This is a genomic window from Desulfovibrio sp. UIB00, from assembly GCF_022508225.1.
Classification (GTDB): Bacteria; Desulfobacterota; Desulfovibrionia; order Desulfovibrionales; family Desulfovibrionaceae; genus Desulfovibrio.
This window is the reverse complement of the sequence record NZ_JAETXJ010000003.1, coordinates 21,694-44,546: the sequence shown is the minus strand read 5'-3', so window position 1 is coordinate 44,546 and position 22,853 is coordinate 21,694. Positions and strand designations below refer to the sequence as shown.

Sequence of the window (22,853 nt, the reverse complement as noted above, 5' to 3'; positions counted from 1 at the left end):
TCCAATGCTGCAACGTTACGTGGTTGAACTGGGCACCGGGGCCGACCTGCACGGCGCAAACATGACCAAGGCCGCCACCCGCGCGGTTAAGGACGCCATTTCGCGCAGTTGTTTGTGCGGTCTGGTGGAGATACTTGGACGCGGTTCGTTTCAGGGCGTGCATGTGCACGCGCGCATTGCCGCGCCCGAACCTGATCTCGTGGACAAAGAGGCCGTGCTTGCCGCCATCCCCATCGGGGAAAAGAGCATTGAGGTCGTTACGGGCGGCTTGCGCACCCCTGGCCTTGAAGTTGCCTGCTTCAGCCCCGGTTGCAGCGACATCGTGTTGGCCTGCGCGGCCCTGACCGTGTCGGTAGATATTGACTGAGTCGGCACCACAATCAGCAATCTGAGGAGAGTACCATGAAACATCCCGACAAAAAGGTTCTGCTGGAAATGTTCAGCACCATGACTAAGATCCGCCTTTTTGAAAACGAGCTGCAAAAATTTTTTGCAGCTGGCAAAATACCCGGATTCGTTCACCTCTACCTTGGTGAAGAAGCCGTTGCCACAGGCGCGTGCGCCGCGCTGAAGCAGACGGACATGATCACCAGCACCCACCGTGGCCACGGTCACTGCCTGGCCAAGGGCGGCGACCTCAAGCTCATGATGGCCGAAATCTATGGCCGCTCCACCGGTTACTGCAAGGGCAAGGGCGGCTCCATGCACATTGCCGATTTCAACATCGGCATTCTTGGCGCTAACGGTATTGTGGGCGGCGGCGGCCCCTTGGCCGTGGGCGCGGCCTTCAGCTGCCAGTACAAAGACACCAAGGGCGTGTGCGCATGCTTTTTCGGCGACGGCGCGTCCAACCAGGGCACCACGCAGGAATCGCTGAACATGGCCAGCGCATGGAAGCTCCCCGTCATCTTTATCAATGAAAACAACGGCTACGGCATTTCCTGCCCGCAGAGCAAATCCATGGCCATCACCGACATTGCCGACCGCGCCGCCGGATACGACATGCCCGGCGTTGTCATTGACGGCAACGACGTACTCGCCGTGTACGAAGCCGTGACAATGGCTGTGGAACGCGCGCGCAAGGGCCAAGGCCCCTCGCTCATCGAATGCAAGACCTACCGCTGGCGCGGCCACTTCGAGGGCGATGCCTGCGTGTACCGCAGCGAAAAGGAACTGGAAGAATGGAAGGCCAAGGATCCCATTCCGCGTTTTGCCAAAAAGTTGGTGGAAACCGGCACTGCCACTCAGGCGGAACTGGACGCCATCACCGTATCTGTGGCCGCCGAAATTGAAGCAGCCGTCAAGTTTGCGGAAGACAGCCCCTTCCCCAAGCCGGAAGACCTGCTGGAAGACGTGTACGCATAAAGCGTTTGCCTGAAACTGCGGAAACCACCTTCAGATTTTCAGAATGGAGAAAAATATGGCGATCAAAACCTACCTGCAAGCGCTTAACGATGCCATGCGTCAGGAGATGGAGCGGGACGAAAACGTGTTCATCATCGGTGAAGACGTGGGCAAGTTTGGCGGCTGCTTTGGCGTGACTCAGGGCCTTTTTGACCAGTTTGGCGAACGCCGCGTGCGCGACACACCCATTACGGAAAGCGCCATTGTGGGCGCTGCTGCCGGCGCTGCCGCAGCCGGTCTGCGCCCCGTGGCTGAACTGATGTTTGTGGACTTCATCGGCGTTGCCCTTGACCAGCTCTTCAATCAGGCCGCCAAGATGCACTACATGTTCGGCGGCAAGGCCAAGGTGCCCATGGTGCTGCGCATGCCGCAGGGAGCTGGCGTGGGCGCTGCGGCCCAGCACTCCCAGAGCCTTGAAGCATGGTTCATGCACATTCCCGGCATCAAGGTATGCATCCCCTCCACCCCGGCAGACGCCAAGGGCCTGCTCATCAGCGCCATCCGCGACGACAACCCCGTGGTCTTTCTCGAACACAAGATTCTGTATGGCGTGGAAGGCGAAGTGGGCGACGAGGCGACCCCCATTGAGCTTGGCAAGGGCGACGTGAAGCGCGAAGGCACGGATGTGACCATTGTGGCCACGTCACTCATGGTTCACTCCGCCCTTCAGGCCGCAGAAACCCTGGCTGCTCAGGGCATCAGCGCCGAAGTGGTGGACCCCCGCTGTCTGGTGCCGCTCGACAAGGACATCATCCTTAATTCCGTCAAGAAAACCCACGCCCTTGTGGTTGCGCACGAAGCCGTCAAAACCGCCGGAGCAGGAGCGGAAATCGCCGCCATGGTGGCCGAGGAAGCCCTGGACTATCTGGACGCGCCCATCCTGCGCGTGGGCGCTCCCTACTGCCCCGTCCCCTTCAGCCCGCCGCTGGAAAAGGCCTACATTCCCGGCGCGGATCAGATCGTCGCTGCGGTCAAGTCGCTGCGATAATTAAGCCGCGTTCAAGGGGCAGGCACAGGCACAAGGCCTGCCCCGTCGCGGCGCAAAGACACAAAAACTCTTACAGGCCCTGCCGGCAACCTACATCCACCGGAGCCACCGTGAAAGCAGCCATTATCGCCAATCCCGCATCAGGCAAGGACATACGCCGCATCGTCGCGCACGGCAGTGTTTTTGACAATCAGGAAAAGGTGCGCATGGTGCGCCGTATTCTGGTTGGTCTGGCCGCCGCCGGGGTACGTGATGTTCTGTATATGCCCGAGGGCTACGGCATCGTGCCGCGCGCCCTGAGCGATCTGGAAGCTCTGGAAACGCCTGTGAACGTGGCTCCGGTGGATATTTACCTGCACAATACGCAGGAGGACACCATCAACGCCGCCGCCCTCATGCAGCAGGAGGGGGTTGCGGTCATCATCGTCATGGGGGGCGACGGCACAAGCCGCGCCGCCTGCAAGGGCGCGCGCAAAACGCCTATTCTGCCGCTCTCCACCGGCACCAACAACGTTTTTCCGGTCATGGCCGAAGCCACGGTGGCTGGGCTTGCTGCGGGCGTACTGGCCTGCGGCGGCGTAACGCATGACGAAGGTTGCCGCGAAGTCAGCCTGCTTGAAGTGCACGTGGACGGTCAGTTCCGAGATATCGCTCTGGTGGATGTGGCTGTGTACGACGACCTTTTTCTCGGCTCCCGCGCCATATGGGACATCACCAGAGTCAGCCAGATTGTTGTTTCCCGCTGTCGGCCAGACAGCATCGGCCTCTCCACTGTAGCCGGGCAGCTCATGAGCATCTCGCCCGAAGAACCGCGCGGTCTGGCCCTTGATCTTGATCCCGATTTTGCCTGCCGCGTGCGGGCCGCCATCGGCCCCGGTCTGTTTGCCGATGTGGGCGTTTCCCGTGTGCGCCAGCTGCTGCCGGGCGATGATGTGCCGGTGGGGCTTACTCCCTGCGTGCTGGCGCTGGACGGCGAGCGCGAGGTGGAGGTTCGGCGCGGGCAGCGCGCGAGCATACGATTGTCAGAAGACACCATGCGCGTGGTGGATGTGGCCCGCGTCATGGAATACGCCCGGCAACGAGGGCTGTTTTTGCGCGGCGCGCAGGTCTGCTACGCCAACTAGGCGGCATATCTGCATCAAGCCTGAATCCCCAACACCAGGAGCATGTTTATGAAACTCAAGGCTGCATTCATCTTTCTGAGCCCCCGTGGCGAAGGCAACGGCGTCAAGGCCGAGCACCGCAGCTGGACGCGCACCCCCGGCGTGGAACTGCTGACCATCGGCGTGACATCCTACAGGGAGGCCGTTGAAGCGGCGCAAAAGGCCGTGGATGAAGACGGTTGCGTTGCCATCGAGCTGTGCGGCGGCTTTGGCTACGAGGGCGCGGCCATGGTCGCACGGGCGGTCAAGGTGCCTGTGGGCGTTGTGCGCTTCGATATTCATCCCGGCCTTGGCAATGTCAGCGGCGACGGAATTTTTGCCTGATGCAACAAGCAGTTTGCGGCCCGCAGGGTGCTGCCATCCACGACATGCCCGCTTTGCGCCAATTTACGCCGGGCATACGGCAACACGGAGGATACGATCATGACTATTAACGGCAAAGTTGTTCTGGTTACGGGCTCCGCTCAGGGAATAGGACGCGGTATTGCCCTGCGTTTGGCAAAGGATGGCGCGGATATCTGCCTTGTGGACATGAACGCGGACAAACTGGCTGCCACAGCGGGTGAAGTACGTGCCCTCGGCCGCAAGGCCACCACCTTTATTGCCGACGTAAGCGACCGCGCGCAGGTTTTTGCCGCCGTGGATCACGCGGAAAAGGAACTGGGCGGGTTTGACGTCATGATCAACAACGCGGGCATCGCTCAGGTCAAGGCTCTGCTGGACGTCACCCCCGAAGAGCTTGAACGCATCTTCAGAATCAACGTCAACGGCGTACTTTGGGGTATTCAGGCAGCAGCCACCAAATTCATGGCCCGCAAGCAGAAGGGCAAGATCATCAGCGCTTCTTCCATTGCCGGGCACGATGGCTTTGCCCTTATCGGCGCATACAGCGCCACCAAGTTCGCCGTGCGCGGCCTTACCCAGGCAGCGGCGCGGGAGCTTGCCTCAAGCGGTATCACCGTAAACGCCTACTGCCCCGGCGTGGTCGGCACCGACATGTGGGTAGCCATTGACGAGGGCTTTTCAAAGATCACAGGCGCCCCCAAGGGCGAAACCTACAAGAAATACTGCGAAGGCATAGCCCTTGGCCGCCCCGAAACACCGGAAGACGTGGCAGCCTTTGTTTCCTATCTGGCAGGGCCGGACTCCGACTACATGACAGGGCAGGCCGTGCTTATTGACGGCGGCATGGTTTACCGCTGACGGCAAAAAGGCAGCCTTCCGCCCTAACACACAACATCGCAGGAGAACAGCAGTGAGCATAGAACTGGCCATGCCGAAACTTGGTCTGACCATGAAGACCGGCAAGGTTTCCAAATGGTTTGTGGCCGAAGGCGCCGCAGTCAAGCAGGGCGATGATCTGTTTGAAGTGGAAACCGACAAAATCACCAACAAGGTGGAAAGCCCCGCCGATGGCGTGCTCTTCCAGATTATGGTGCAGCCCAAACAGGAAGTGGCCGTGGGCGCCGTGCTTGGCATCCTGGCCGAACCTGGTGAAACAATCGCCCGGGTTGAAGGCGCGTCTGACTCCCCCGCTTCCGCCACTGCGGAAGCGGGCGCGCCCAAGCCCGCAAAAACCAACGCGTCAGCCGCCGTGCAACCCTCTAGCACTGGCGGGATAGCGTCTCCCGCCGCTCGGCGGCTGGCGCGTGAACTTGGCATTGACCTTGCCTGCATCGCAGGCTCCGGCCCTGGAGGCCGCATCGTTGAGCACGATGTGCAGGCCCGCCAGGAAGTTATCGGAAAAATCAGGATCACGCCCCTTGCCGCTGCCGTTGCCGCCAAGGCAGGGCTGGATATCTCCACCCTCACAGGCACTGGCGAAGGCGGCAAGATCTTGCGCGAAGATGTTGACCGCGTCCTGCACCCTGAAAAGTTCGCTGCGGCGCAGAACGCGGGCCAAGGTGCGTCTCAGTCAACCTGCGCCAGCGCCGTTTGCAGCAGCGAGCCAAGCTCCGTGCCCATGGAAGGCATGCGCAAGATCATTGCCGACAACATGCTGGGCAGCCTGCAAAACTCCGCCCAGCTCACCCTTGTGAGCGAGGCGGATGTAACCCCCTGCGTGCATATCATCAGCGACTTCAAGGCCCGCAACAAAAAGAACAAAGACTTCCGCCTTTCCATGAACGACATGCTTATTCTGGCCGTTTCCAAGGCCTTGAAAAAGCACCCGCGCATGAACGCCACCTTTGACGGGCAAACCATCACCCGTCACGGCGAGGTGCATATGGGCGTGGCCGTTGCCCTGCCCGAGGGCCTGATAGTGCCCGTGCTGCACCATGCGGACAGGCTGACCCTGCTTGAAATAGCCAGGGAAGCCCGCCTGCTTGCTGGTCGCGCCCGCAAAGGCGATCTGACGCCCGACGACATGAGCGGCGGCACCTTCACCATCACCAACATGGCGCATTCCGTGGTGGATTTCTTCACGCCCATTCTCAAGCCCGGTGAAACGGGAATCCTGGGCGTGGGGCGCGTGGTGGAAAAGCCCGTTATCCGCGAGGGGGCCGTGGTGGCCCGCTCCATGATGGGCTTGAGCCTCACCTTTGACCACCGTGTTGAAGACGGCGCGCCCGCAGCAGAATTTTTGAAGACACTTGTGGAATATCTGGCGGAACCGGCCCTGCTGCTTTTTTAGGGCATTCCCGGCAGGGCTGCGGCAATGCCGCGCCCATACAGCAACCAGCACAGATCAGGAGAACACAATGTACGATGTAGTTGTCATAGGTGGCGGCCCCGGCGGCTATGCTGCGGCCATTCGCGCTTCGCAGCTCAAGGGCAAGGTGGCCTTGGTGGAAGGCGGCAACATGGGCGGCACCTGCGTTATGCGCGGCTGCATTCCCAGCAAGATATGGCTGCGCGCCGCCACCCTGCTGGAACAGTCGCGCAAGGCGGGCGAATTTGGTCTGGAACTCACTGTGGGCAAGCTGGATTTTACCGCTGTTCTGGCCCGCAAACAGGGCGTTTCCAACGATATCCGCATGGGTATGGAAGCGCTGCTCGCCAACAACGGCGTGGACGTGATCCCCGGCATGGCTGTTGTGACCTCGCCCACATCTGTGGATGTGGCGGGCAAAAAGGTTGAGGCCAAGAGTATCATCATCGCCACGGGCAGCACCCTTGCAAAACCCGATGTTCCCGGTCTGGATCAGGCCGCCTTTACCACAGACCAGCTGCTGGACATGACGGAAGCTCCGGCCTCGGTGCTTATTACCGATCCCACCTATATCGGCGTTGAAATGGCTACCCTGCTGAGCATCCTTGGCAGCAAGGTCATCTATGCCGTGCCCGGCCCGCGCATTCTGCCCGATGAAGATCAGGATTCCAGCCAGCGCATGTCCCAGTCCCTGCGTGAGCGCGGCGTGCAGATCATTGCCCGACACACCCTCGTCAAGGTTGCGGGCAAAACCTGCACCATCAAAAGCGGCGACAAGGAACAGACCGTTGAGGCCGACAGGGTGCTGGTATCTGGCCGCAAGCCCGTTGCCTCCAATCTGGGCCTGGAAGCTCTGGGCGTTAAATTCAATGAAGACGGCAGTATAGGCGTTGACCAGCAGTGCCGCACAGCCTGCCCGAGCATTTTTGCCATTGGCGACTGCACGGGCGGATGGATGCTCAGCCATGCGGCCTCGGCCATGGGCATCTGCGCGGCGGAAAACAGCATGGGCGTGTCCGCAAAGTTCCCCTGCCACCTTGTTTCCCGCGCCATCTGGGGCAGCCCGGAAATGGGTTCCGTGGGCCTTTCTGAAGAACAGGCCGAGCGCAAGGGCTACGAGGTTGAAGTGGGTGGTTTTCCATATTCCATCAACGGCTATGCCATGTTGCGCGGCGAAGTGGACGGCGCAGTAAAAATGGTTGCCGATGCCGACACGGGCGAAATCCTGGGCGTGCACATCGTGGGCAGCAATGCTTCCGAGCTGATCGGCGAGGCGGTACTTGCCATGCAGCTTGAATGCACGGTGCGCGAGTTCGCCAAGGGCTTCCGCGTGCATCCGGCCTTTTGCGAAACCGTTGTCGATGCCGCACGCGATGCCGCCGGGTGGGCCTTGTACCTGCCCAAGCGGGGCTGACGCCGTTGAAGGAACCGGCGGGGGGCCGTTGGGCCCGGGGTACAGGCCTCCCCGGCCCCCCGCCGTAAACAAGCCGAATCTGTTCAGCATTACAAGGAAGCAGCCATGTCCGCCTTATCCCTTTGCCAACAAGATACCGATACCAGCTCCGCGCCCGTCCAGCCTGTTCCGCTGGAGGTGCTGGATCTTGGGCGCATCGAATACGGCGAAGCCCTGAACTTTCAGAAGCGCCGCGTGGAGTCGCGCGTCAGCGATACCGTGGACGATACCCTTCTGCTGCTTGAGCACGATCCCGTCATCACCATGGGGCGCGGCGGCACGGCGGCCCATCTGCACGTGACCGAGGAGCAGTTGCAGCGTCAGGGAGTCGGGCTCTACTGGGTGGAACGCGGCGGCATGGCGACCTTTCACGGCCCCGGCCAGCTTGTGGCCTATCCCGTTATCCGCCTGCGGCAAAAAGACCTGCACCTGTATATGGAAAAGCTGCTGGCAGCCATCGCCTCGGTGGTGCGCTCCTTCGGTCTTGAGCCTCAACTGGGTGTCCACGGCCCCGGAGTGTGGGTAAACGGCGGCAAAGTCGCCAGCGTGGGCGTAGCCGTGCGCAAATGGGTGACCTTTCACGGCATGGCCCTGAACGTGAATACCGATGTGAACTGGTTCCGCCTCATTACCCCCTGCGGCAACCCGGCGGAACGCATTACCTCCATGGCAGCCGAGCTTGGAGGTCAGGTTGATTTTGCCGAAGTTTCACGCTGCTTTGTTCAGGCATTTGCCCATGAATTTGATTTTGCGCCCCGCACAGGCCTGGCTGCAAACCGCCCCGGCTGGCTGACCGTCTCACTGCGCCCCGATGCCGGGATACGCCCGGTGGAGAACATGCTGGCCGACCTCAACCTGCACACCGTGTGTCAGGAGGCCCAGTGCCCCAACAAGGGTGAATGCTATTCACGCGGCACTTCAACTTTCATCATCATGGGCGACAGATGCACCCGAGGCTGCCGCTACTGCGCCGTTGCCAAGGGATCGCCCACGCCTCTCGATCCATCCGAGCCGGACAACGTCGCGCAGGCCGTACACAGGCTGGGGCTGCACCATGCTGTCATAACGTCTGTTACGCGGGATGATCTGCCTGACGGCGGCGCGGATCATTTTGTACGCACCATCAGGGCCATACGCCGCACAAGCCCGCAGACAAGCGTTGAAGTGCTGGTGCCGGATTTTCAGGGCGACCGCAACGCTCTTGATGCGGTGTGCGACGCCCGCCCTGATATGTTCAACCATAATCTCGAAACCGTGCGGCGGCTTTTTCCATATGTGCGCCCAGGGGCCAGCTATCAAACGTCACTTGAAGTGCTGCAATTCGCTGCCAATCAAGGTCTGCGCGTAAAATCCGGCATCATGCTGGGCCTTGGCGAAACATGGAGCGAAATTCGCTTGGCCCTGGCCGATCTGCTGGCGCACGGCTGCCGTTTTCTGACCCTTGGGCAATATCTGGCCCCCTCTGGAGCGCACGTGCCTGTGGCGCGGCATCTGGCCCCTGACGAATTTGACCACTGGAAGGCAACAGCCCTTGCCATGGGCTTTACGGGCGTGGCTTCCGCCCCGCTGGTGCGCAGCTCGTACCGCGCGGAGGCCATGCTGACCAGTCTGACAGACGCGGCCCCGCTGGCTGCCAATACTTGCGAAGCGTGCTGAGGAGAATGGTATGAAGCTGAGGATGCGCAAATGCGGCCCAACCAAGGCCGCCCCGATGTTTCCGGCGGCCCGTACGCTGACGGCCCATGCTGTTGCGGCCTGCATGATAACGGCCTGTATCGTGCTGTTGGCGGCTACCCTGCCCGCTCATGCGGGTGACGACCAGCAAAACACCGCCGTCAGACCGGGCAGAACGTGGTTTATAGATGAAACAGGCTTCCACGCCTCTGCCCATGCCAACATGTCGTGCGCAGACTGTCACGCCGAGCAGGCCGACCACCAGCACCCACGGGCAGACAAACTCAACAAGCCCGCCAGTACGGCATTTGACCGGGAAACCTGCCTGCAATGCCACGGCGAAGTTGAAGATAATCTGGCAAAAGGGATGCACGGCGGCAAACCGGTAATGAAAACGCAGGACTATAACAACTGCGTTACCTGTCACAACCCACACTATGTTCTCGCGCCCGAGGCCAGAGCCAAGGGTCTGCGCCCTGCGGGCGACATGAGCCAATCCTGCGGCGTCTGCCACAAGACGCAGACAGACCTGCCCAAGCCCGCGCCAGATGTTGCCGCATGTCTTTCCTGCCATGGACTCAAGACTGGCAAGGGCATAGCTGCTGGCGTATCTGCCTCCAGGCCTCAGGGCGGCTCCACCGCAGCGCCTGTGGCATTTAACAAGGGCAAAGAACCGCAGGGGCCAGCAATGTGCCTCTCTTGTCACGGACCGGAATCAAGCGCTGCCGCGCCTGCTGCGGTCACGCCCAGAATCTCCGCTGAGGGCATGAAATCCATGACCCACGGCGACATGAACTGCCTCACCTGCCACAAGGATGCGGCACGGTACCCTCACAACAGGCAGGAACGCGTCAACTGCCTCACCTGCCACACAAGGCATGACGAAAAGACAATCCATGATGCCCACAGCAATGTGAGCTGCGGGGCGTGCCATCTTTCCGGCGTCACACCAGTGCTCAAGGACGGCAAGGTTGATTATGCCATCAATTCCGGGCCGCTCAACGTGCATTCCATGACCCTTGCCAGCGGCACAGCCTCCTGCGTGCGCTGCCATAGCGCCGCCCCTGTCTCAACCGTGGCGAGGAGCGCAGATTCTGGCGGCTCCACAAGTGGCTTTGCGGGCAACGGCAATGTTGGCGCTGCCAACGCCATACTGCCGCCCAAGAGCGTGCTCTGCATGGGGTGCCACGCTGCCACATTCAGTGTGCAGGACACCTCCGGTCAGATCGGTCTTGGCGTATTTGTGCTGGTCTTTGCTGGCATGGGGCTGTTCTGGTTCTCTTGCGCCAATTTGGGCAAGGGATCGCCGCAAAAGGGCACAGATGGGGATGCCGCAACGGGGCAAAGCCACGCCTGCCCCGCGCCGCACCAGCACGCAACTGGTGAAAACCGATGGGTTGCCCTGTGCTGCGATGTCTTCCTGCAACGGCGGCTCTACCGGGAATCGCCCCTGCGCTGGGCCGTGCATGCGCTCATATTCTTCCCCTTCCTGTTCCGCTTTGTCTGGGGTCTGCTGGGTCTGACTGGTTCGCTCCTGTCGCCCGCGCAGGAATGGCCCTGGCTGCTGCTGGATAAAAACTGGGGTGCTGGAGCCTTCCTCTTTGATCTGAGCGGGCTTGCCCTGTTGCTGGGCCTGTTGCTGGCCGCCGTGCTGTGGCGGCGCGAAAAAAGCGCCGTTGCAAACGCACCGCGCCACGACTGGCTTGCGCTGTATCTGCTGCTGGGCATCACGCTAACGGGCTTTGTGCTTGAAGGCATGCGCATCGCCCTCACGGGCATGCCAGAAGGCAGCGGCTATGCCTTTGCCGGGCATGCGCTGGCGCTGGGCCTTGCTCCTCTGGGGCAGGCAACGCTGGCGCGCATCTACGGCTGGGGCTGGTACGCACATGCGGTGCTCACCGCGCTGACGGTGGCTTACATACCCTTCAGCCAGTTGCGGCACATGTTCACGGCTCCCCTGTTCCTGCTTGTTCAGACCATTCGCGGCCGCCACTAAGGCCTAACCCATCACATTAAGGAGTTAATCATGGAAATTGCCGGATACAACATGCCCGAGGAACTGTACTACGACCAGTACCACTTCTGGACCCGCGTTGACGGCGACGAGCTGGTCATTGGCATGGACGACTTTGCCGAAAAGCTGGCAGGCCAGATCGTGTTTGTGCAGTTGCCCTTTGTGGGCAAGGCCGTCACCGCCGGGAAAAAGTTCGCCAAGGTGGAATCGGGCAAATGGCTTGGCACCGTCTACAGCCCCGCCGACGGCGAAATCACGGCAGTCAACGAAGAGCTGGAGGCCAACCCAACCCTCATCAACGGCGACTGCTACGGCAAGGGCTGGATGTACAGGATCAAGCCCGCCGACATGAGCCAGATCAATACCCTCATTCACGGCGGCAAGGACGTTCTTGAAGCATGGCTGCAAGAGGACATCAAGAAGTTCAAAAAGGATTAAATCATGCGTCACACAGCATTCAGCATACGACAGCGCATGGCGCTCGACGCCTGCACCGAATGCGGGCAGTGCCTGACAGTGTGTCCGGCGGTGGCGGCATCGGGCGACGCGGATCTTTCGGCTCAGGTGCGTATGGACAACCTGAAAAAGCTCCTGCGCGACCGCAGTTTCCTCTGGCGGGCCTTGGGCGAAGTGCTGGGGCGCGAACCTGTGGCCACGCCGGAACGCCTCAAGGAATACGGCACTTCGGTGTTTCGCTGTTCGCTCTGTGGCGATTGCGAGGAAGTATGCCCCGCTGGCCTGCCCCTTAAAGATCTGTGGCTCGCCCTGCGCGAAGAACTTTCGCGCACGGGCGACGCCCCGGAAAAAATCCGCATGATCCGCACCAATCTTGAAGACAGCCACAACGTCTTTGCCGAAGACAACGACGAACGCGGCGACTGGGTGGACGACATGCGCAAGCCCCCCAAGGGCGGCGGGCAGAAAGCCAGGGCTGAAGTGGTCTATTTTACTGGCTGCGTAGGCGCGTACTTTCCGCTGGCGCAAAAAATACCTATGGCCTTTGTGGAAATTCTGGAAGCCGCAGGCGTGGATTTTACCATCATGGCAGGCGATGAATGGTGCTGCGGCTTCCCCCTTGTGGGTTCCGGCCAGAGCGCCGATCTGCCCGCCATCATCAAGCATAATGTGGAGGCTGTGAAGGCGCGGGGCGCGCGCAAGGTCGTGTTTACCTGCCCCTCCTGCTACCAGATCTGGCGCGAATCCTACCCGCCGGAATTCGAGCTGGCGCATGCCTCTGAAATGGTCATGCAGCTCGTGCTTGAAAACAGGCTGCCCCTTGGCGAGCTGCCCATGACAGTGACCTACCACGACCCCTGCGATCTGGGGCGCGGCGGGCGCGTGTTTGACGAGCCGCGCGAGGTCATGGCGCGCATTCCCGGCCTGACGCTTGTGGAAATGGAGCATAACAGGCGGCATTGCCTGTGCTGCGGCGGCGGCGGAAACCTGGAAATGATCGACCCCGATCTTTCGGCGGCCATGTCCAAGCGCAAGGTTGAAGAAGCCGTACGCACCGGGGCGCAGGCCATTGTGACCAACTGCCAGCAGTGCGTGCGCACCATGACCACCTATGCCAAGCGCAACAAGGTGAACATAGAAGTGCTGGACATGAGCCAGCTTGTGGCCCGCTCACTCCAGGCGCACGCCAGTGAGGCAAAAGCCAGGGCAGACAGCACGGCACAAGCAGTTCAGGCGGCGGCATCAGCGCAGGCGTAATGCCCCAACGACATTGTGGCATGCCGGCGGGCAGCGCAGGAACAACAAAACGCAGCACAAACGGGGTGTACAGCGCGGAAAGGGTAATCCGGACTGCAAGAGGCGCGTACACCCGATCAGGAGGCGCATATGCAGTGGCGATTGCTTGATTTGCCGCCGCTTACGGCGGCGGAAAACATGGCCCTTGACGAGGTGCTGCTTGAAATTCGCGGCAGTGGCCGCTCACAGGATACGCTGCGTTTTTTGCAGTTCAAACCGGCAACGGTGCTGGTGGGTTTTCACCAGTCCATACAGGAAGAAATCCGCCTTTCCTACTGCCGCGAGCAGGGAATCGACATCAACCGCCGCATCACGGGCGGTGGCGGCCTGCTCTTTGATGAAAACCAGATCGGCTGGGAGCTTATCTGCGACAAGTCTTTTTTTGGCGTGGGCATTCCCAACGCCAACTTGTTCCGCCGCCTGTGCGAACCTACCGTCACTGCCCTGCGCGGCATGGGCATTGACGCGGCATTTCGCCCCCGCAACGACATAGAAGTTGCTGGCCGCAAGATATCCGGCACAGGCGGTACGGACTGCGACGCGGCCTTTCTGTTCCAGGGTACGCTGCTGGTGGATTTTGACGTGGAAACCATGCTCAAATGCCTGCGCGTGCCTGTGGAAAAGCTGAAAGCCAAGGAAATTGATTCCATCAAAAAGCGCGTCACCTGTCTGGCGTGGGAGCTTGGACACGTGCCTGCCAGCGCTGACATCAAAGCGGCCCTTGCCGATGCCTTTGAGCGGCACATGGGTATAAACCTTGTGCCCGGCGGCCTCACCGCCGAGGAGGAAGACAAGCTTGCCGAGCGGCTGCCCTATTTTCAGTCGCAGGAATGGATAGACATGGTGCGCCCCACCTATGAAAAGACAGAGGTGGTGCAGGGCGCGCGCAAATCGCCTTACGGCCTTGTGCGCGTGACCATGCAGCTGAACATGCCGCGCCGTGTGCTCAAAAACGTTTTTATTACCGGAGACTTCCTGTCTTTCCCCGCGCGTGCCCTCTTTGACCTTGAGGCTGCCCTGCGCGGACAGCCCCTGAATACGGAGCACCTCTGCGGCAGCATCCACGACTTTTTCAACGAAGGGCATATAGCCATACCAGACATGAACGCGGAAGACATCTGCATTCCCCTGCGCATGGCCATGGAAAAAGCCGCCATTGCCCGCCACGGCATCCCAATTGAACACTGCAACCGCATCTTCACCACCAACGGCAACTTTGATCAGGTGCTGGCCGCCGGGCCGCAAGCCCTGCTGCTGCCCTACTGCGCAAAACTCAAGGACTGCGACCTCCGCTTTACCAAGGCCTGCCGCGCCTGCGGCGAATGTTCCGTAGGCGAAGCCTGGGCTCTGGGGCATGAGCGCAAACTGCGCACGGTCTGCATAACCAACTTTGAAGATCTCATGGAAGAACTGGGCAAGCTCAAGGGGCAGGGCGTGTCCGCCTTCATCGGCTGCTGCTGCCAGCCCTTCTACATCAAGCATGCGGAAGATTTTGACCGCATGGGCCTGCCCGGCATTCTCATAGATATAGAAAACACCACCTGCTACGAGCTGGATCAGAGCGAGGCCGCCCATCAGGGGCAGTTCCGCAGCCAGACAAGCCTGAACATGCCCCTGCTGCACTCCATTTTGCGTGTGGCGCAGCAGGCGCAAGGCCACGCCGGGAGGTAGCCCCATGCGCGTACTCAACTGCGATGTTCTTGTGGTGGGCGGCGGCCCTGCCGGATCAAGCGCCGCGCGGGCTGCGGCTCTGGCCGGGGCTTCAGTAATTGTTGCCGAGCGGCGGCGCATTGTGGGCAGGCCCGTTCGCTGCGCGGAATACATCCCGGCCATGCTGGTCGGGCAGGCCAACGTGGGGGACGAATACATCGTGCAGCGCACAACAGGCATGCGCAGCTTTCTGCATGGCCGCTGCATACAGGATATGAGCGCCCCCGGCTGCGTGATCGACAGGGAAATGTTCGATCAGGCTCTTGCCCGTGCCGCCGTGAGCAGCGGCGCGAGGATTCTTCTTGGTCACGCCGCTGTTGGCCGCGAAGGCGGCGCGGGCGGCAAAGTGCTGCTGTCCGCGCCGAACAGCGCCACTGTGGGCGTGTCAGCCAAGGTTGTTATCGGGGCTGACGGCCCTGTTTCGCGCGTGGCGCGCTGGCTTGGCCTGCCCCGCCCGCACTGCCTGCCGTCCATTCAGGTGCGTCTGCCCCTGCTGGAACATCTGGAACACACCCACATCTATTTTGATGAAAGCATCCGCGCTGGCTACGCCTGGGTTTTCCCCAAGGGCAATGTGGCAAACGTGGGCCTTGGCATGCTGTCCACCCCCGGCACGCCGGGCCTGCGCTGGGCGCTCCGGCGCTTTGTGCGCGGCATGGCCGGGCTTGGCCTTGTGGCTGACAGGCCGCTGGGCCTCACAGGCGGCTGGATACCCGCAGGATCGCCCCGCCCCTGTGTATATGGCGACACTGTACTTGCAGGCGATGCCGCAGGGCACACCCATCCCATCACAGGGGCTGGTATTTTTCAGGCCGTGGTGGGGGGAGAAATGGCTGGCCGCTGGGCCGCCAAGGCTGTGCTGGATGGCGATCTGACCCTTCTGCTGGGCTACGAGGAAGAATGGGCCGATTTTTACGGCGACGCTCTGTCGCACGCGCACCAGCGCCGCCTTTTATGGGAGGCGCACACAGGCTCGCTCGACAAAGCCATCAACAGATTCTGGATAGGATTCAGGGAATACTATGCTGCAAGCTGAAGAATCCTGCGGAAATTCCGCCACTGGAACATACGGCGGCTACTATTCCTCGTGGCCAGCGGATATCCCTTCTGAACTGCGCTGGGATAGTGCGCGGCTTAATGAAGCACGTGAACTTTCGTGGAAAATCCACGGCAAAAAAATACTGTTCTATCTGCCCGGCATGTATGTACGCGACGGCGTGCAGGGCCAGTACCCGGCGCTTTCCATCACCGGGGCCAACTGCCGCCAGCAATGCGCCCACTGCGGCGGCAAGCTGCTGCTCAATATGCCTGACGTCAGCTCCCCCCAGCGGCTGTTGCAAAAATGCCGCGATCTGGTGGCGCAGGGCGCGCAAGGGGTGTTGCTTTCCGGCGGCTGCAACGGGCGCGGACAAGTGCCGTGGGAGGATTTTACCGACACGATTGCTGCCATAAAGCAGGAAACCGGACTCTATATTTCCGTGCACTGCGGCATGGTGGACGACCGCGCGGCTCTGGCCCTGCGACGGGCTGGCGTGGATCAGGCCCTGCTTGACGTTATTGGCAGCGAAAAGACCTATGCCAGCGTTTATCATCTGCCGGACGGCCCCCAACTGCTTGAGCAAAGCCTTGAGGCCCTGGCTGCGGCAGAGCTGCCGGTTGTTCCGCACATTGTGGCAGGTCTGCATTTTGGGAGGTTTGCGGGTGAAAACCACGCGCTGGAAATTCTGGCGCGTCATCCGCCAGAGCTGCTGGTGATCGTGGCCTACATGAACCTTGCTGGCACAGCTATGGAAAACGTGCGCCAGCCAGACCCGCGCGGCGTGTGCGGGCTTGTGATCCGCGCGCGTGAGCTTATGCCGCAGAGCCAGCTAAGCCTTGGCTGCGCACGCCCGAGGCGGGATGCCAGCGCTCTGGAAGTTCTTTCGCTGCGGGCGGGCATCAACCGTATGGCCCTGCCCTCGCACGAGGCAGCCGCACTGGCTGCCCGCATGGGATTACAGGCGGAATTTCGCAAAACATGCTGCTCGGTGCTGCTGGGCGAGGGAACAAAGGGCTGGTAGCTCTCACAGCCAGGCCTGACTAAGTATTACTCGCACAACGCTTGCCGCAATAACTTTTGCTGGAGACAACATATGAGCCAAGCCACCCAACTTGAAAACCAATGCCCGCCCTGCTGGCAGCAAACGCAGCCCCAAAGCCCCGAGGTTGCGCGCATGAGCCTTGCCGCCGCCATGACGCTCGATTTCGCCCCCGGCTCTTTCTACCGCAACGCCTGCCTTTCGTGCATCAACCTGCTGCTGACCTACCGCTCGGGCTGCGCTGCCAAGTGCGCCTACTGCGGCCTCTCTGGCGCAAAAGAAAAGAAGGAAAGCTCGAGCAAAAGTTTTATCCGCGTGACCTGGCCAGCATTTACCGTTGATGAAATTGTGGCGGGCATCGTGCGGCGTCAGGAACGCGTCAAGCGCATCTGTATTTCCATGCTCACCAACAGCCGCGCACCGCGCGATGCTGCAGAGATATGCCGCCGTTTGCGGCAGGCCATTGATATTCCCGTTTCCATGCTGGTTTCGCCCACCATCCTTACCCGCAGAAACCTTGAGGAACTGCGCGAAGCCGGGGCGGACAAGATCGGCGTAGCCATTGACCTTGCCACACCGGAACTGTTTGACCATTACCGTGGGGCGGGGGTCGGTGGGCCGCACTCATGGAAACGATATTGGCAGTGTCTGGGCGAGAGTCTGGACATATTTGGCCATGGAATGGCCGGGGCGCACTTTATGGTGGGCATGGGCGAAACCGAGCAGGACATGTGCCGCGCCATGCAGCGAGTGCACGACATGGGCGGCAACACGCATCTGTTTTCGTTTTTTCCCGAAGGGGGATCGCCGCTGGCGCACCGCCTGCCGCCGCCCATTGACCAGTACCGCCGCATTCAGCTTGCGCGCTGGCTCATCGACAATGACCACGCCCACGAGCGGTTCTTCACCTATAACGACCGCCACGCCCTCACAGGATACGGCCTGACCAAGGCTGATCTGGATGCAGTCATTGATGCGGGCGAACCATTCCGCACCTGCGGCTGCACAGGGCGCGACGGCGAGGTGGCCTGCAACCGCCCCTACGCCAACTCACGCCCCGGGCCGGGAATCCGCAACTACCCATTCAAACCTGAAGAAGCGGATGTACGCCACATCCGCCTGCAAATGGGCTTGCCCGCCTGATGCGGGCGCAGGCGGCCCTTGTCAGTACGCCCCTGCTGGCGCGGGCCGCCTGTTGCAAATGTTGCCCGATCTCCCACAAGGGAATACGCTGCAAACATGATTATTGCTTGTCTGGGCGACAGCCTCACATACGGCTACGGCATTCCACGCCCCAAGGTATGGACGACCCTGCTGGCGCGGCGCACGGGAATTGACGTGCGCAACTGCGGCATCAACGGCGATACCACGGGCGGCATGCTGGCCCGCTTTCACCCCCAGGTGGTGCAGGCGGGAGCTGACGCGGTTCTGATCATGGGCGGGTTCAACGATCTGGCGTTGGGAACAGGGCTAGGGACAGTCAAGGCCAATATTTTTGCGCTGGTGCAGCACAGCTTCAGCGCACGGGTGCGCCCGGTGCTGGGGGTGCCCATTCCCGTGCATGCCCCCATAACCTTTCCCCTGCTGGGCAGCGTTGACCTGCCGCGCGCCTGTGCGGACTACGCCGCCGTGCACCAGTGGATGCGCGTACTTGCTGAGGATTTCTCGTTGCAATGCGTGGATTTTTCGCAGGCTTTTGCGGGTTTGCCCGGTCAGGCAGGCCCAACGGATGGCAATGCCTCTGACTGGCTCTCCGCACTCTACACAGACGGCCTGCACCCAAGCGAAGCGGGCCACGAGCTGATGGCGCAGCAGGCGGCCCGCGTACTTGGCTGATTACAGATCGTCGACTGAATCAAAATGGAATTTGGGGGTGTGCACGACACTCCCTCTGCGGCTTACCTTGACCAGCACTTCTGTGACAAAGAGCGAGTCGTTATTGGTGGTCCAGAAGTCGGTGATATAGCGCTCGTGCGCGCCATTGTCGCAGATATAGTTGTTTGAGGCGCACCAGCGCTGTAATTTGCGGTAGGTGCTGCCGATGGTTTCGTGCGAACCTATGTGGTAGCAGCTTGCCGCCAGATACCCGCCATAATCTGCCATTTTATCTTCCCCGCAGGGAAACACGGTTTTTTGCAGCAGTTTGACGGGCTGTTCCTCGTTTTGCACCCTGTTTTCTATGGAAGAAAAATTGATGATGACCGGCCCGGTGATATTATTGCCCACTTCTTCAACATAGTTGGTAAAATCCATGTTGATAATGGCAGACTTGATATCAGAAACAAAGGTCTGATCCATAAAAAGCATGCGTTCCGGCGGAATATACTTCACCGAAACACTCTGTTGGCAGTTTTCCAGCACAATCTCCGCTTCGTGCAGCAGTTCAAGCCAATCGCGTACAGATGTAAGCCGCAGAAACAACAGCTTTTCATCATTCTGCAACGACTCAATCTTGCTCATGAATATTTTCCGCAACGCGGAAAGCGAAGTATTGCTGCCAACTTCAAAAGCGGCGCGGATTTCGCTGAGGTTGAACCCCATCTGCTTGTAGTATTTCAGCGGCGGGATGGCGAGCAGTTCGTCCTGCGTATAGTAGCGGTAGTTGTTGCCCCCATGCCTTTTGGAAGAAATAAGGCCGAGGTCGTCATAAAAGCGCAGAGCCTTTTTGGAGATCTTGGAGATCTCGCTCATCTGGCTGATGGTGTACCCTTGTTTTGTCATGGCGTTGCCCGATTTTTTGAAAGGTGGGCAAAAAGGGATGATTATGCGCCTGCCCGAACCTCGCGATATCCTATCGAGCATTTGCGCCACCAGCCAGACACAAAAAAGAGGCCGGGCACATCCCTTGCGCCGGGGAGAGGTGTTCCCCCTCCCCGGCAGTGGATTCTTAGTTGGAAATGTAGCGGTTTATGGTCGCCGCGCCTTCGGCATGGGCACGAAAGAACATGCGCACCTGGCCTTCATCGTCCAGATCATAGCGCGATTCTTCCAACAGACCGTTGGCTTCTGCGGTCAGGAGGGCGTTGAGCACGTCAGACTTGTTGAAAGCCCGAAACGAACTGTAGCCGTCTTTGAGCGCGCACAGCACATCTTCTGTGCAGGCCTCGTTAACCGTTGTCATATACTTGAGAATGGCGAAGTTAAGCGGCTTTTTCATGGTAAATTATCCCTTCTTTCTGAAAAAATCCAGCGGATTGACGGCAATGATAAAGATGCCGACGATCATCACGACTGCGGCCAGCCAGGCAATGGGGGCAAGGGCGTAACCGTCGATGCCGAACCACAGACCGAGCACCAGCCAGCAGAAGAAAGGTCCCCAGAAAGAGAACGCGCCGTTGCACGACATGCCAAGCGCCGTTCCGCACATGGCGTTGCCCTTGTACCAGAGCATGAAGGCAAAGTACGCGCCAAAACCAGCCACGATAAACCAGGGCATGGCGTCAACATCGGTAAAGACAGTGCGGATCATCCCAAAGGCCGAGTCGCCGCCAATAAAGGCAAACAGGGGCACAAGAATCAGCAGGTTGGTCAGGGCCGAGGTAAGCTGGCGGATGGTGATGCCGATTTCAGGGTCAATCATGGAAGTGGCGTAGCCGCCCACGCAACCTTCAAGCCCCCAGCCAAAGGCGGCCAGAAAACCAAAGGCGATACCCACAAAGAGGTTCGGCGGTGCGTTGTCGGCAAGGCCAGTGCTGCCGATCATGACGCTGGCCATAAAGCAGATAAAGATACCCAGCATGGTGCGCGGGGTCAGGGCCTGCTTGAAGAGAATGCGGCTCAGAATGGCGCCGATGGCCGGGCAAAGCGCGCTGATGGGCACAATGATGGAACCGGCGCTCTGTAGGCCAAGCACGTAGCAGGTACTGGCAAGGGGGCCGCCGATAACTGCGGCTGCCATGAGGATAGCGCCGGGCTTGGAGGCCATGCTGCGAAAAACATCGCCAAACTTGCCCTTGCCAATGGCAATCAGCACAGCCCACACGGCGCTGCACGCGTCAGTGGTGGCCGCGCCAAGCGCGCCAAGCAAAAAGAGCTTGGAAAATTCAGAAAGGGTGGAATCGCCGCCGTACCATACTCCCCACACGCCCAAGGTCATGGCGAGCGTCATGAATGCGGTGTATGTTCCGTAAGCTACCCCAGACATGGTGGCAGTAACCATGCCACGTCTTCTGAAACTTGTGGCAAGCTGCTTTTTGGCTGCCTGCGCCGAGGTTTCCGTACCTGTTGACCCAAATTGTGCTGTTTGCTCCATGGCATTCTCCTTCCCTCGGGAATTGGTGTCGGCTGCGGGCTGACCCAGCCCTCAACGGGAGGCTCGGCCCACTTTGATTCACCGTAAGCATTCTCCGCACTGGAAGATCAAGGCCTTTTACAAAAAAATGCCCCTTGATGGGCATCTTTTTACATAAATTTTGTCCCGGATGTCGATAAATAAAAATAGTAATTATATTTAGCAGGCGTAATTACTGCAATAATAATCCACTTAATGATCTGTTTTAATTTAAAATTCATAATCTGTCATGCTGGTACATTTTTTCACACAAAATGGCATTGGATAGTAAAAAAGTTTGCAAAAACCCTTGACCTTCCCCCTAGGGGTAAAGGTTGACTTAGCATCATGCCCGCATTGCCCTTTTGCAAGCATGCCGTGCAGTGACGGGTTATAACTGAGCTAACAGACTGGTATCTGTAGTAAAAATATACACGCCCCTAAGGCGTGAAGATGGCTGCCCAAGCGCAAGCAAGCGTGAACCGCTGACGATAAAAGAATACGCCGACGCCAAGATATCTTTTCTTTCTTTGCGCCGCCTGTGGAGGACGACGTGACCCAGTTTTACGGAAAAACAAAGATCTGTTACGGCCCTTACGCGCTGGAAACCCTTGAGACCTTTCCAGCCAGCCATGCCTTTGTGGTGACAGACCCCTTTATGGTCAAAAGCGGATTTGCCGATCAGGCCGTGAGCCATCTGAAACGCAAGGGTATTGGGCACACGCTCTTTTCTGGCGTGGAGCCCGACCCATCCCTTCAGGCCGTGGTTGAAGCCACGCGCCTTTTTTTGGGCAGCCAGGCAGACATGATTATCGCCATCGGCGGCGGCTCGGCCATTGATATGGCAAAGGCAATCTCCTACTTCGGGCACAAGGCAGACAGCAACAGAAAAACAACGCTTGTCGCCATCCCCACCACCAGCGGAACAGGTTCGGAAGTGACCTCCATTGCGGTCATCACCGACAAGGTCAATTCGGTGAAAATTCCGCTGAATGACGAAATGCTCATTCCTGACGCCGCCATTCTTGACGCCCGATTTACACGCACCGTGCCCCCGCACGTGACCGCCGCAACCGGCATGGACGTACTGACCCATGCGGTGGAAGCCTACACTTCGCGCTACAGCAACGTGTTTACAGCTATCTACGCGGAGCAGGCCATCCGCAATGTTTTTTCCTACCTCAAGCGCGCCTATGACCACGGCGACGACATGACCGCGCGCGACAACATGCTCATCGGCTCGTGCATGGCCGGGCTGGCATTTACCAACAGCGGCCTTGGCGTTACCCACAGCATGGCCCACAGCTTGGGCGGCCTGTTCCACATTCCGCATGGCCTTGCCAATGCCGTGCTGCTGCCCTTTGTCATAGGCTTCAACAGCTTTGATGCAGGCGTCAAATACACAGAAATTGCGGCCTTTATCGGCCTTGAAAGCACCACGGTGGAAGAAGGCACGCGCAACCTGATAAACGCCGTGCGCGACCTCAACACGTCCATGAAGATCCCCGCACGGGTGCGCGAGCTTAAAGTTGACGAACAGGTCTACCGTCAAAGCCTGGATTCCATGGCCGCCAACGCGCTGGAAGACATCTGCACCAGCAGCAACCCGCGCATGCCCTCGCACGATGATATCGTCACCCTGCTCGAACAGGCTTGGTAGCACAGGCTTAAGAGCTGGTCTGCCGGATTTTCTG

At 59.8% G+C, this 22,853-nt stretch carries 21 protein-coding genes; 18 read left to right on the top strand and 3 right to left on the bottom strand.

Features of this window, described 5'->3' with window-relative positions:
* Window positions 1-4: 4 nt before the first annotated feature.
* The 17 genes from JMF94_RS05850 to JMF94_RS05770 all read left to right on the top strand — a co-directional run bounded on the left by JMF94_RS05850 (window position 5) and on the right by JMF94_RS05770 (window position 18,725).
* On the top strand, window positions 5-367 hold the full coding sequence (locus JMF94_RS05850) for a Lin0512 family protein (protein WP_240824242.1): 363 nt from the start codon (window positions 5-7) through the stop codon (window positions 365-367).
* Between the two features lie 35 nt (window positions 368-402).
* Entirely contained in the window at window positions 403-1,365 is a 963-nt protein-coding gene (locus JMF94_RS05845) for a thiamine pyrophosphate-dependent dehydrogenase E1 component subunit alpha (RefSeq protein WP_240824241.1), read from the top strand.
* A 55-nt stretch (window positions 1,366-1,420) separates the two neighbouring features.
* On the top strand, window positions 1,421-2,392 hold the full coding sequence (locus JMF94_RS05840; protein WP_276612844.1) for an alpha-ketoacid dehydrogenase subunit beta: 972 nt from the start codon (window positions 1,421-1,423) through the stop codon (window positions 2,390-2,392).
* 110 nt (window positions 2,393-2,502) lie between these two features.
* Complete coding sequence (locus JMF94_RS05835) at window positions 2,503-3,516, top strand: NAD(+)/NADH kinase (protein ID WP_240824239.1); 1,014 nt, start codon at window positions 2,503-2,505, stop codon at window positions 3,514-3,516.
* A 48-nt stretch (window positions 3,517-3,564) separates the two neighbouring features.
* A complete protein-coding gene (locus JMF94_RS05830; protein ID WP_240824238.1) occupies window positions 3,565-3,879 on the top strand; it encodes a DUF6506 family protein in 315 nt (104 codons plus the stop codon).
* 99 nt (window positions 3,880-3,978) lie between these two features.
* Window positions 3,979-4,758 carry an acetoin reductase gene (locus tag JMF94_RS05825; RefSeq protein ID WP_240824237.1) on the top strand — a complete coding sequence of 260 codons (780 nt, stop codon included), beginning with the start codon at window positions 3,979-3,981 and terminating at the stop codon, window positions 4,756-4,758.
* Between the two features lie 52 nt (window positions 4,759-4,810).
* A complete protein-coding gene (locus JMF94_RS05820; protein ID WP_240824236.1) occupies window positions 4,811-6,190 on the top strand; it encodes a dihydrolipoamide acetyltransferase family protein in 1,380 nt (459 codons plus the stop codon).
* A 67-nt stretch (window positions 6,191-6,257) separates the two neighbouring features.
* On the top strand, window positions 6,258-7,622 hold the full coding sequence (gene lpdA / locus JMF94_RS05815) for a dihydrolipoyl dehydrogenase (protein WP_240824235.1): 1,365 nt from the start codon (window positions 6,258-6,260) through the stop codon (window positions 7,620-7,622).
* A 105-nt stretch (window positions 7,623-7,727) separates the two neighbouring features.
* On the top strand, window positions 7,728-9,317 hold the full coding sequence (gene lipA, locus JMF94_RS05810; RefSeq protein WP_240824234.1) for a lipoyl synthase: 1,590 nt from the start codon (window positions 7,728-7,730) through the stop codon (window positions 9,315-9,317).
* Window positions 9,318-9,327: 10 nt separating this feature from the next.
* Window positions 9,328-11,331, top strand: a complete 2,004-nt coding sequence (locus JMF94_RS05805) for a cytochrome c3 family protein (protein ID WP_240824233.1) — start codon at window positions 9,328-9,330, stop codon at window positions 11,329-11,331.
* A gap of 30 nt (window positions 11,332-11,361) precedes the next feature.
* Window positions 11,362-11,787 carry a glycine cleavage system H protein gene (locus JMF94_RS05800; protein ID WP_240824232.1) on the top strand — a complete coding sequence of 142 codons (426 nt, stop codon included), beginning with the start codon at window positions 11,362-11,364 and terminating at the stop codon, window positions 11,785-11,787.
* 3 nt (window positions 11,788-11,790) lie between these two features.
* Complete coding sequence (locus JMF94_RS05795; RefSeq protein ID WP_240824231.1) at window positions 11,791-13,062, top strand: (Fe-S)-binding protein; 1,272 nt, start codon at window positions 11,791-11,793, stop codon at window positions 13,060-13,062.
* A gap of 129 nt (window positions 13,063-13,191) precedes the next feature.
* Window positions 13,192-14,772 (top strand): DUF116 domain-containing protein, encoded by a 1,581-nt coding sequence (locus JMF94_RS05790; RefSeq protein ID WP_240824230.1) that lies wholly within the window; start codon window positions 13,192-13,194, stop codon window positions 14,770-14,772.
* 4 nt (window positions 14,773-14,776) lie between these two features.
* Window positions 14,777-15,847 (top strand): NAD(P)/FAD-dependent oxidoreductase, encoded by a 1,071-nt coding sequence (locus JMF94_RS05785; protein WP_240824229.1) that lies wholly within the window; start codon window positions 14,777-14,779, stop codon window positions 15,845-15,847.
* Window positions 15,834-16,871: a radical SAM protein gene (locus JMF94_RS05780; RefSeq protein ID WP_240824228.1), complete on the top strand. Its 1,038-nt coding sequence runs from the start codon at window positions 15,834-15,836 to the stop codon at window positions 16,869-16,871. Before JMF94_RS05785 ends, JMF94_RS05780 begins: the two co-directional genes overlap by 14 nt.
* Before the next feature lie 72 nt (window positions 16,872-16,943).
* Window positions 16,944-18,032 (top strand): radical SAM protein, encoded by a 1,089-nt coding sequence (locus tag JMF94_RS05775; protein WP_240824227.1) that lies wholly within the window; start codon window positions 16,944-16,946, stop codon window positions 18,030-18,032.
* A 96-nt stretch (window positions 18,033-18,128) separates the two neighbouring features.
* A complete protein-coding gene (locus JMF94_RS05770) occupies window positions 18,129-18,725 on the top strand; it encodes a GDSL-type esterase/lipase family protein (protein WP_240824226.1) in 597 nt (198 codons plus the stop codon).
* On the opposite strand, the gene JMF94_RS05765 is transcribed toward JMF94_RS05770, so the two are convergent.
* From JMF94_RS05765 to JMF94_RS05755, 3 genes are all read right to left on the bottom strand, one after another.
* The gene (locus JMF94_RS05765) at window positions 18,726-19,610 is read right to left on the bottom strand and encodes a MerR family transcriptional regulator (RefSeq protein ID WP_240824225.1); all 885 of its coding nucleotides are present in this window, start codon (window positions 19,608-19,610) and stop codon (window positions 18,726-18,728) included. It lies immediately after the preceding gene.
* Between the two features lie 166 nt (window positions 19,611-19,776).
* Window positions 19,777-20,046 (bottom strand): hypothetical protein, encoded by a 270-nt coding sequence (locus tag JMF94_RS05760; RefSeq protein ID WP_192111684.1) that lies wholly within the window; start codon window positions 20,044-20,046, stop codon window positions 19,777-19,779.
* Between the two features lie 6 nt (window positions 20,047-20,052).
* Complete coding sequence (locus tag JMF94_RS05755; protein ID WP_240824224.1) at window positions 20,053-21,141, bottom strand: hypothetical protein; 1,089 nt, start codon at window positions 21,139-21,141, stop codon at window positions 20,053-20,055.
* Window positions 21,142-21,712: 571 nt separating this feature from the next.
* Between JMF94_RS05755 and JMF94_RS05750 the strand changes: the two genes are divergently transcribed.
* Window positions 21,713-22,819 carry a 1-propanol dehydrogenase PduQ gene (locus JMF94_RS05750; protein WP_240824223.1) on the top strand — a complete coding sequence of 369 codons (1,107 nt, stop codon included), beginning with the start codon at window positions 21,713-21,715 and terminating at the stop codon, window positions 22,817-22,819.
* Window positions 22,820-22,853: the final 34 nt, after the last annotated feature.

Excerpts from the sequence above, each read along its gene's own strand:
- JMF94_RS05850 (WP_240824242.1), top strand. The coding sequence starts at position 5 with ATGCTGCAACGTTACGTGGTTGAACTGGGCACCGGGGCCGACCTGCAC.
- JMF94_RS05845 (WP_240824241.1), top strand. The coding sequence starts at position 403 with ATGAAACATCCCGACAAAAAGGTTCTGCTGGAAATGTTCAGCACCATG.
- JMF94_RS05840 (WP_276612844.1), top strand. The coding sequence starts at position 1,421 with ATGGCGATCAAAACCTACCTGCAAGCGCTTAACGATGCCATGCGTCAG.
- JMF94_RS05830 (WP_240824238.1), top strand. The coding sequence starts at position 3,565 with ATGAAACTCAAGGCTGCATTCATCTTTCTGAGCCCCCGTGGCGAAGGC.
- JMF94_RS05825 (WP_240824237.1), top strand. The coding sequence starts at position 3,979 with ATGACTATTAACGGCAAAGTTGTTCTGGTTACGGGCTCCGCTCAGGGA.
- lpdA (WP_240824235.1), top strand. The coding sequence starts at position 6,258 with ATGTACGATGTAGTTGTCATAGGTGGCGGCCCCGGCGGCTATGCTGCG.
- lipA (WP_240824234.1), top strand. The coding sequence starts at position 7,728 with ATGTCCGCCTTATCCCTTTGCCAACAAGATACCGATACCAGCTCCGCG.
- JMF94_RS05805 (WP_240824233.1), top strand. The coding sequence starts at position 9,328 with ATGAAGCTGAGGATGCGCAAATGCGGCCCAACCAAGGCCGCCCCGATG.
- JMF94_RS05800 (WP_240824232.1), top strand. The coding sequence starts at position 11,362 with ATGGAAATTGCCGGATACAACATGCCCGAGGAACTGTACTACGACCAG.
- JMF94_RS05795 (WP_240824231.1), top strand. The coding sequence starts at position 11,791 with ATGCGTCACACAGCATTCAGCATACGACAGCGCATGGCGCTCGACGCC.
- JMF94_RS05790 (WP_240824230.1), top strand. The coding sequence starts at position 13,192 with ATGCAGTGGCGATTGCTTGATTTGCCGCCGCTTACGGCGGCGGAAAAC.
- JMF94_RS05785 (WP_240824229.1), top strand. The coding sequence starts at position 14,777 with ATGCGCGTACTCAACTGCGATGTTCTTGTGGTGGGCGGCGGCCCTGCC.
- JMF94_RS05780 (WP_240824228.1), top strand. The coding sequence starts at position 15,834 with ATGCTGCAAGCTGAAGAATCCTGCGGAAATTCCGCCACTGGAACATAC.
- JMF94_RS05775 (WP_240824227.1), top strand. The coding sequence starts at position 16,944 with ATGAGCCAAGCCACCCAACTTGAAAACCAATGCCCGCCCTGCTGGCAG.
- JMF94_RS05770 (WP_240824226.1), top strand. The coding sequence starts at position 18,129 with ATGATTATTGCTTGTCTGGGCGACAGCCTCACATACGGCTACGGCATT.
- JMF94_RS05765 (WP_240824225.1), bottom strand. The coding sequence starts at position 19,610 with ATGACAAAACAAGGGTACACCATCAGCCAGATGAGCGAGATCTCCAAG.
- JMF94_RS05760 (WP_192111684.1), bottom strand. The coding sequence starts at position 20,046 with ATGAAAAAGCCGCTTAACTTCGCCATTCTCAAGTATATGACAACGGTT.
- JMF94_RS05755 (WP_240824224.1), bottom strand. The coding sequence starts at position 21,141 with ATGGAGCAAACAGCACAATTTGGGTCAACAGGTACGGAAACCTCGGCG.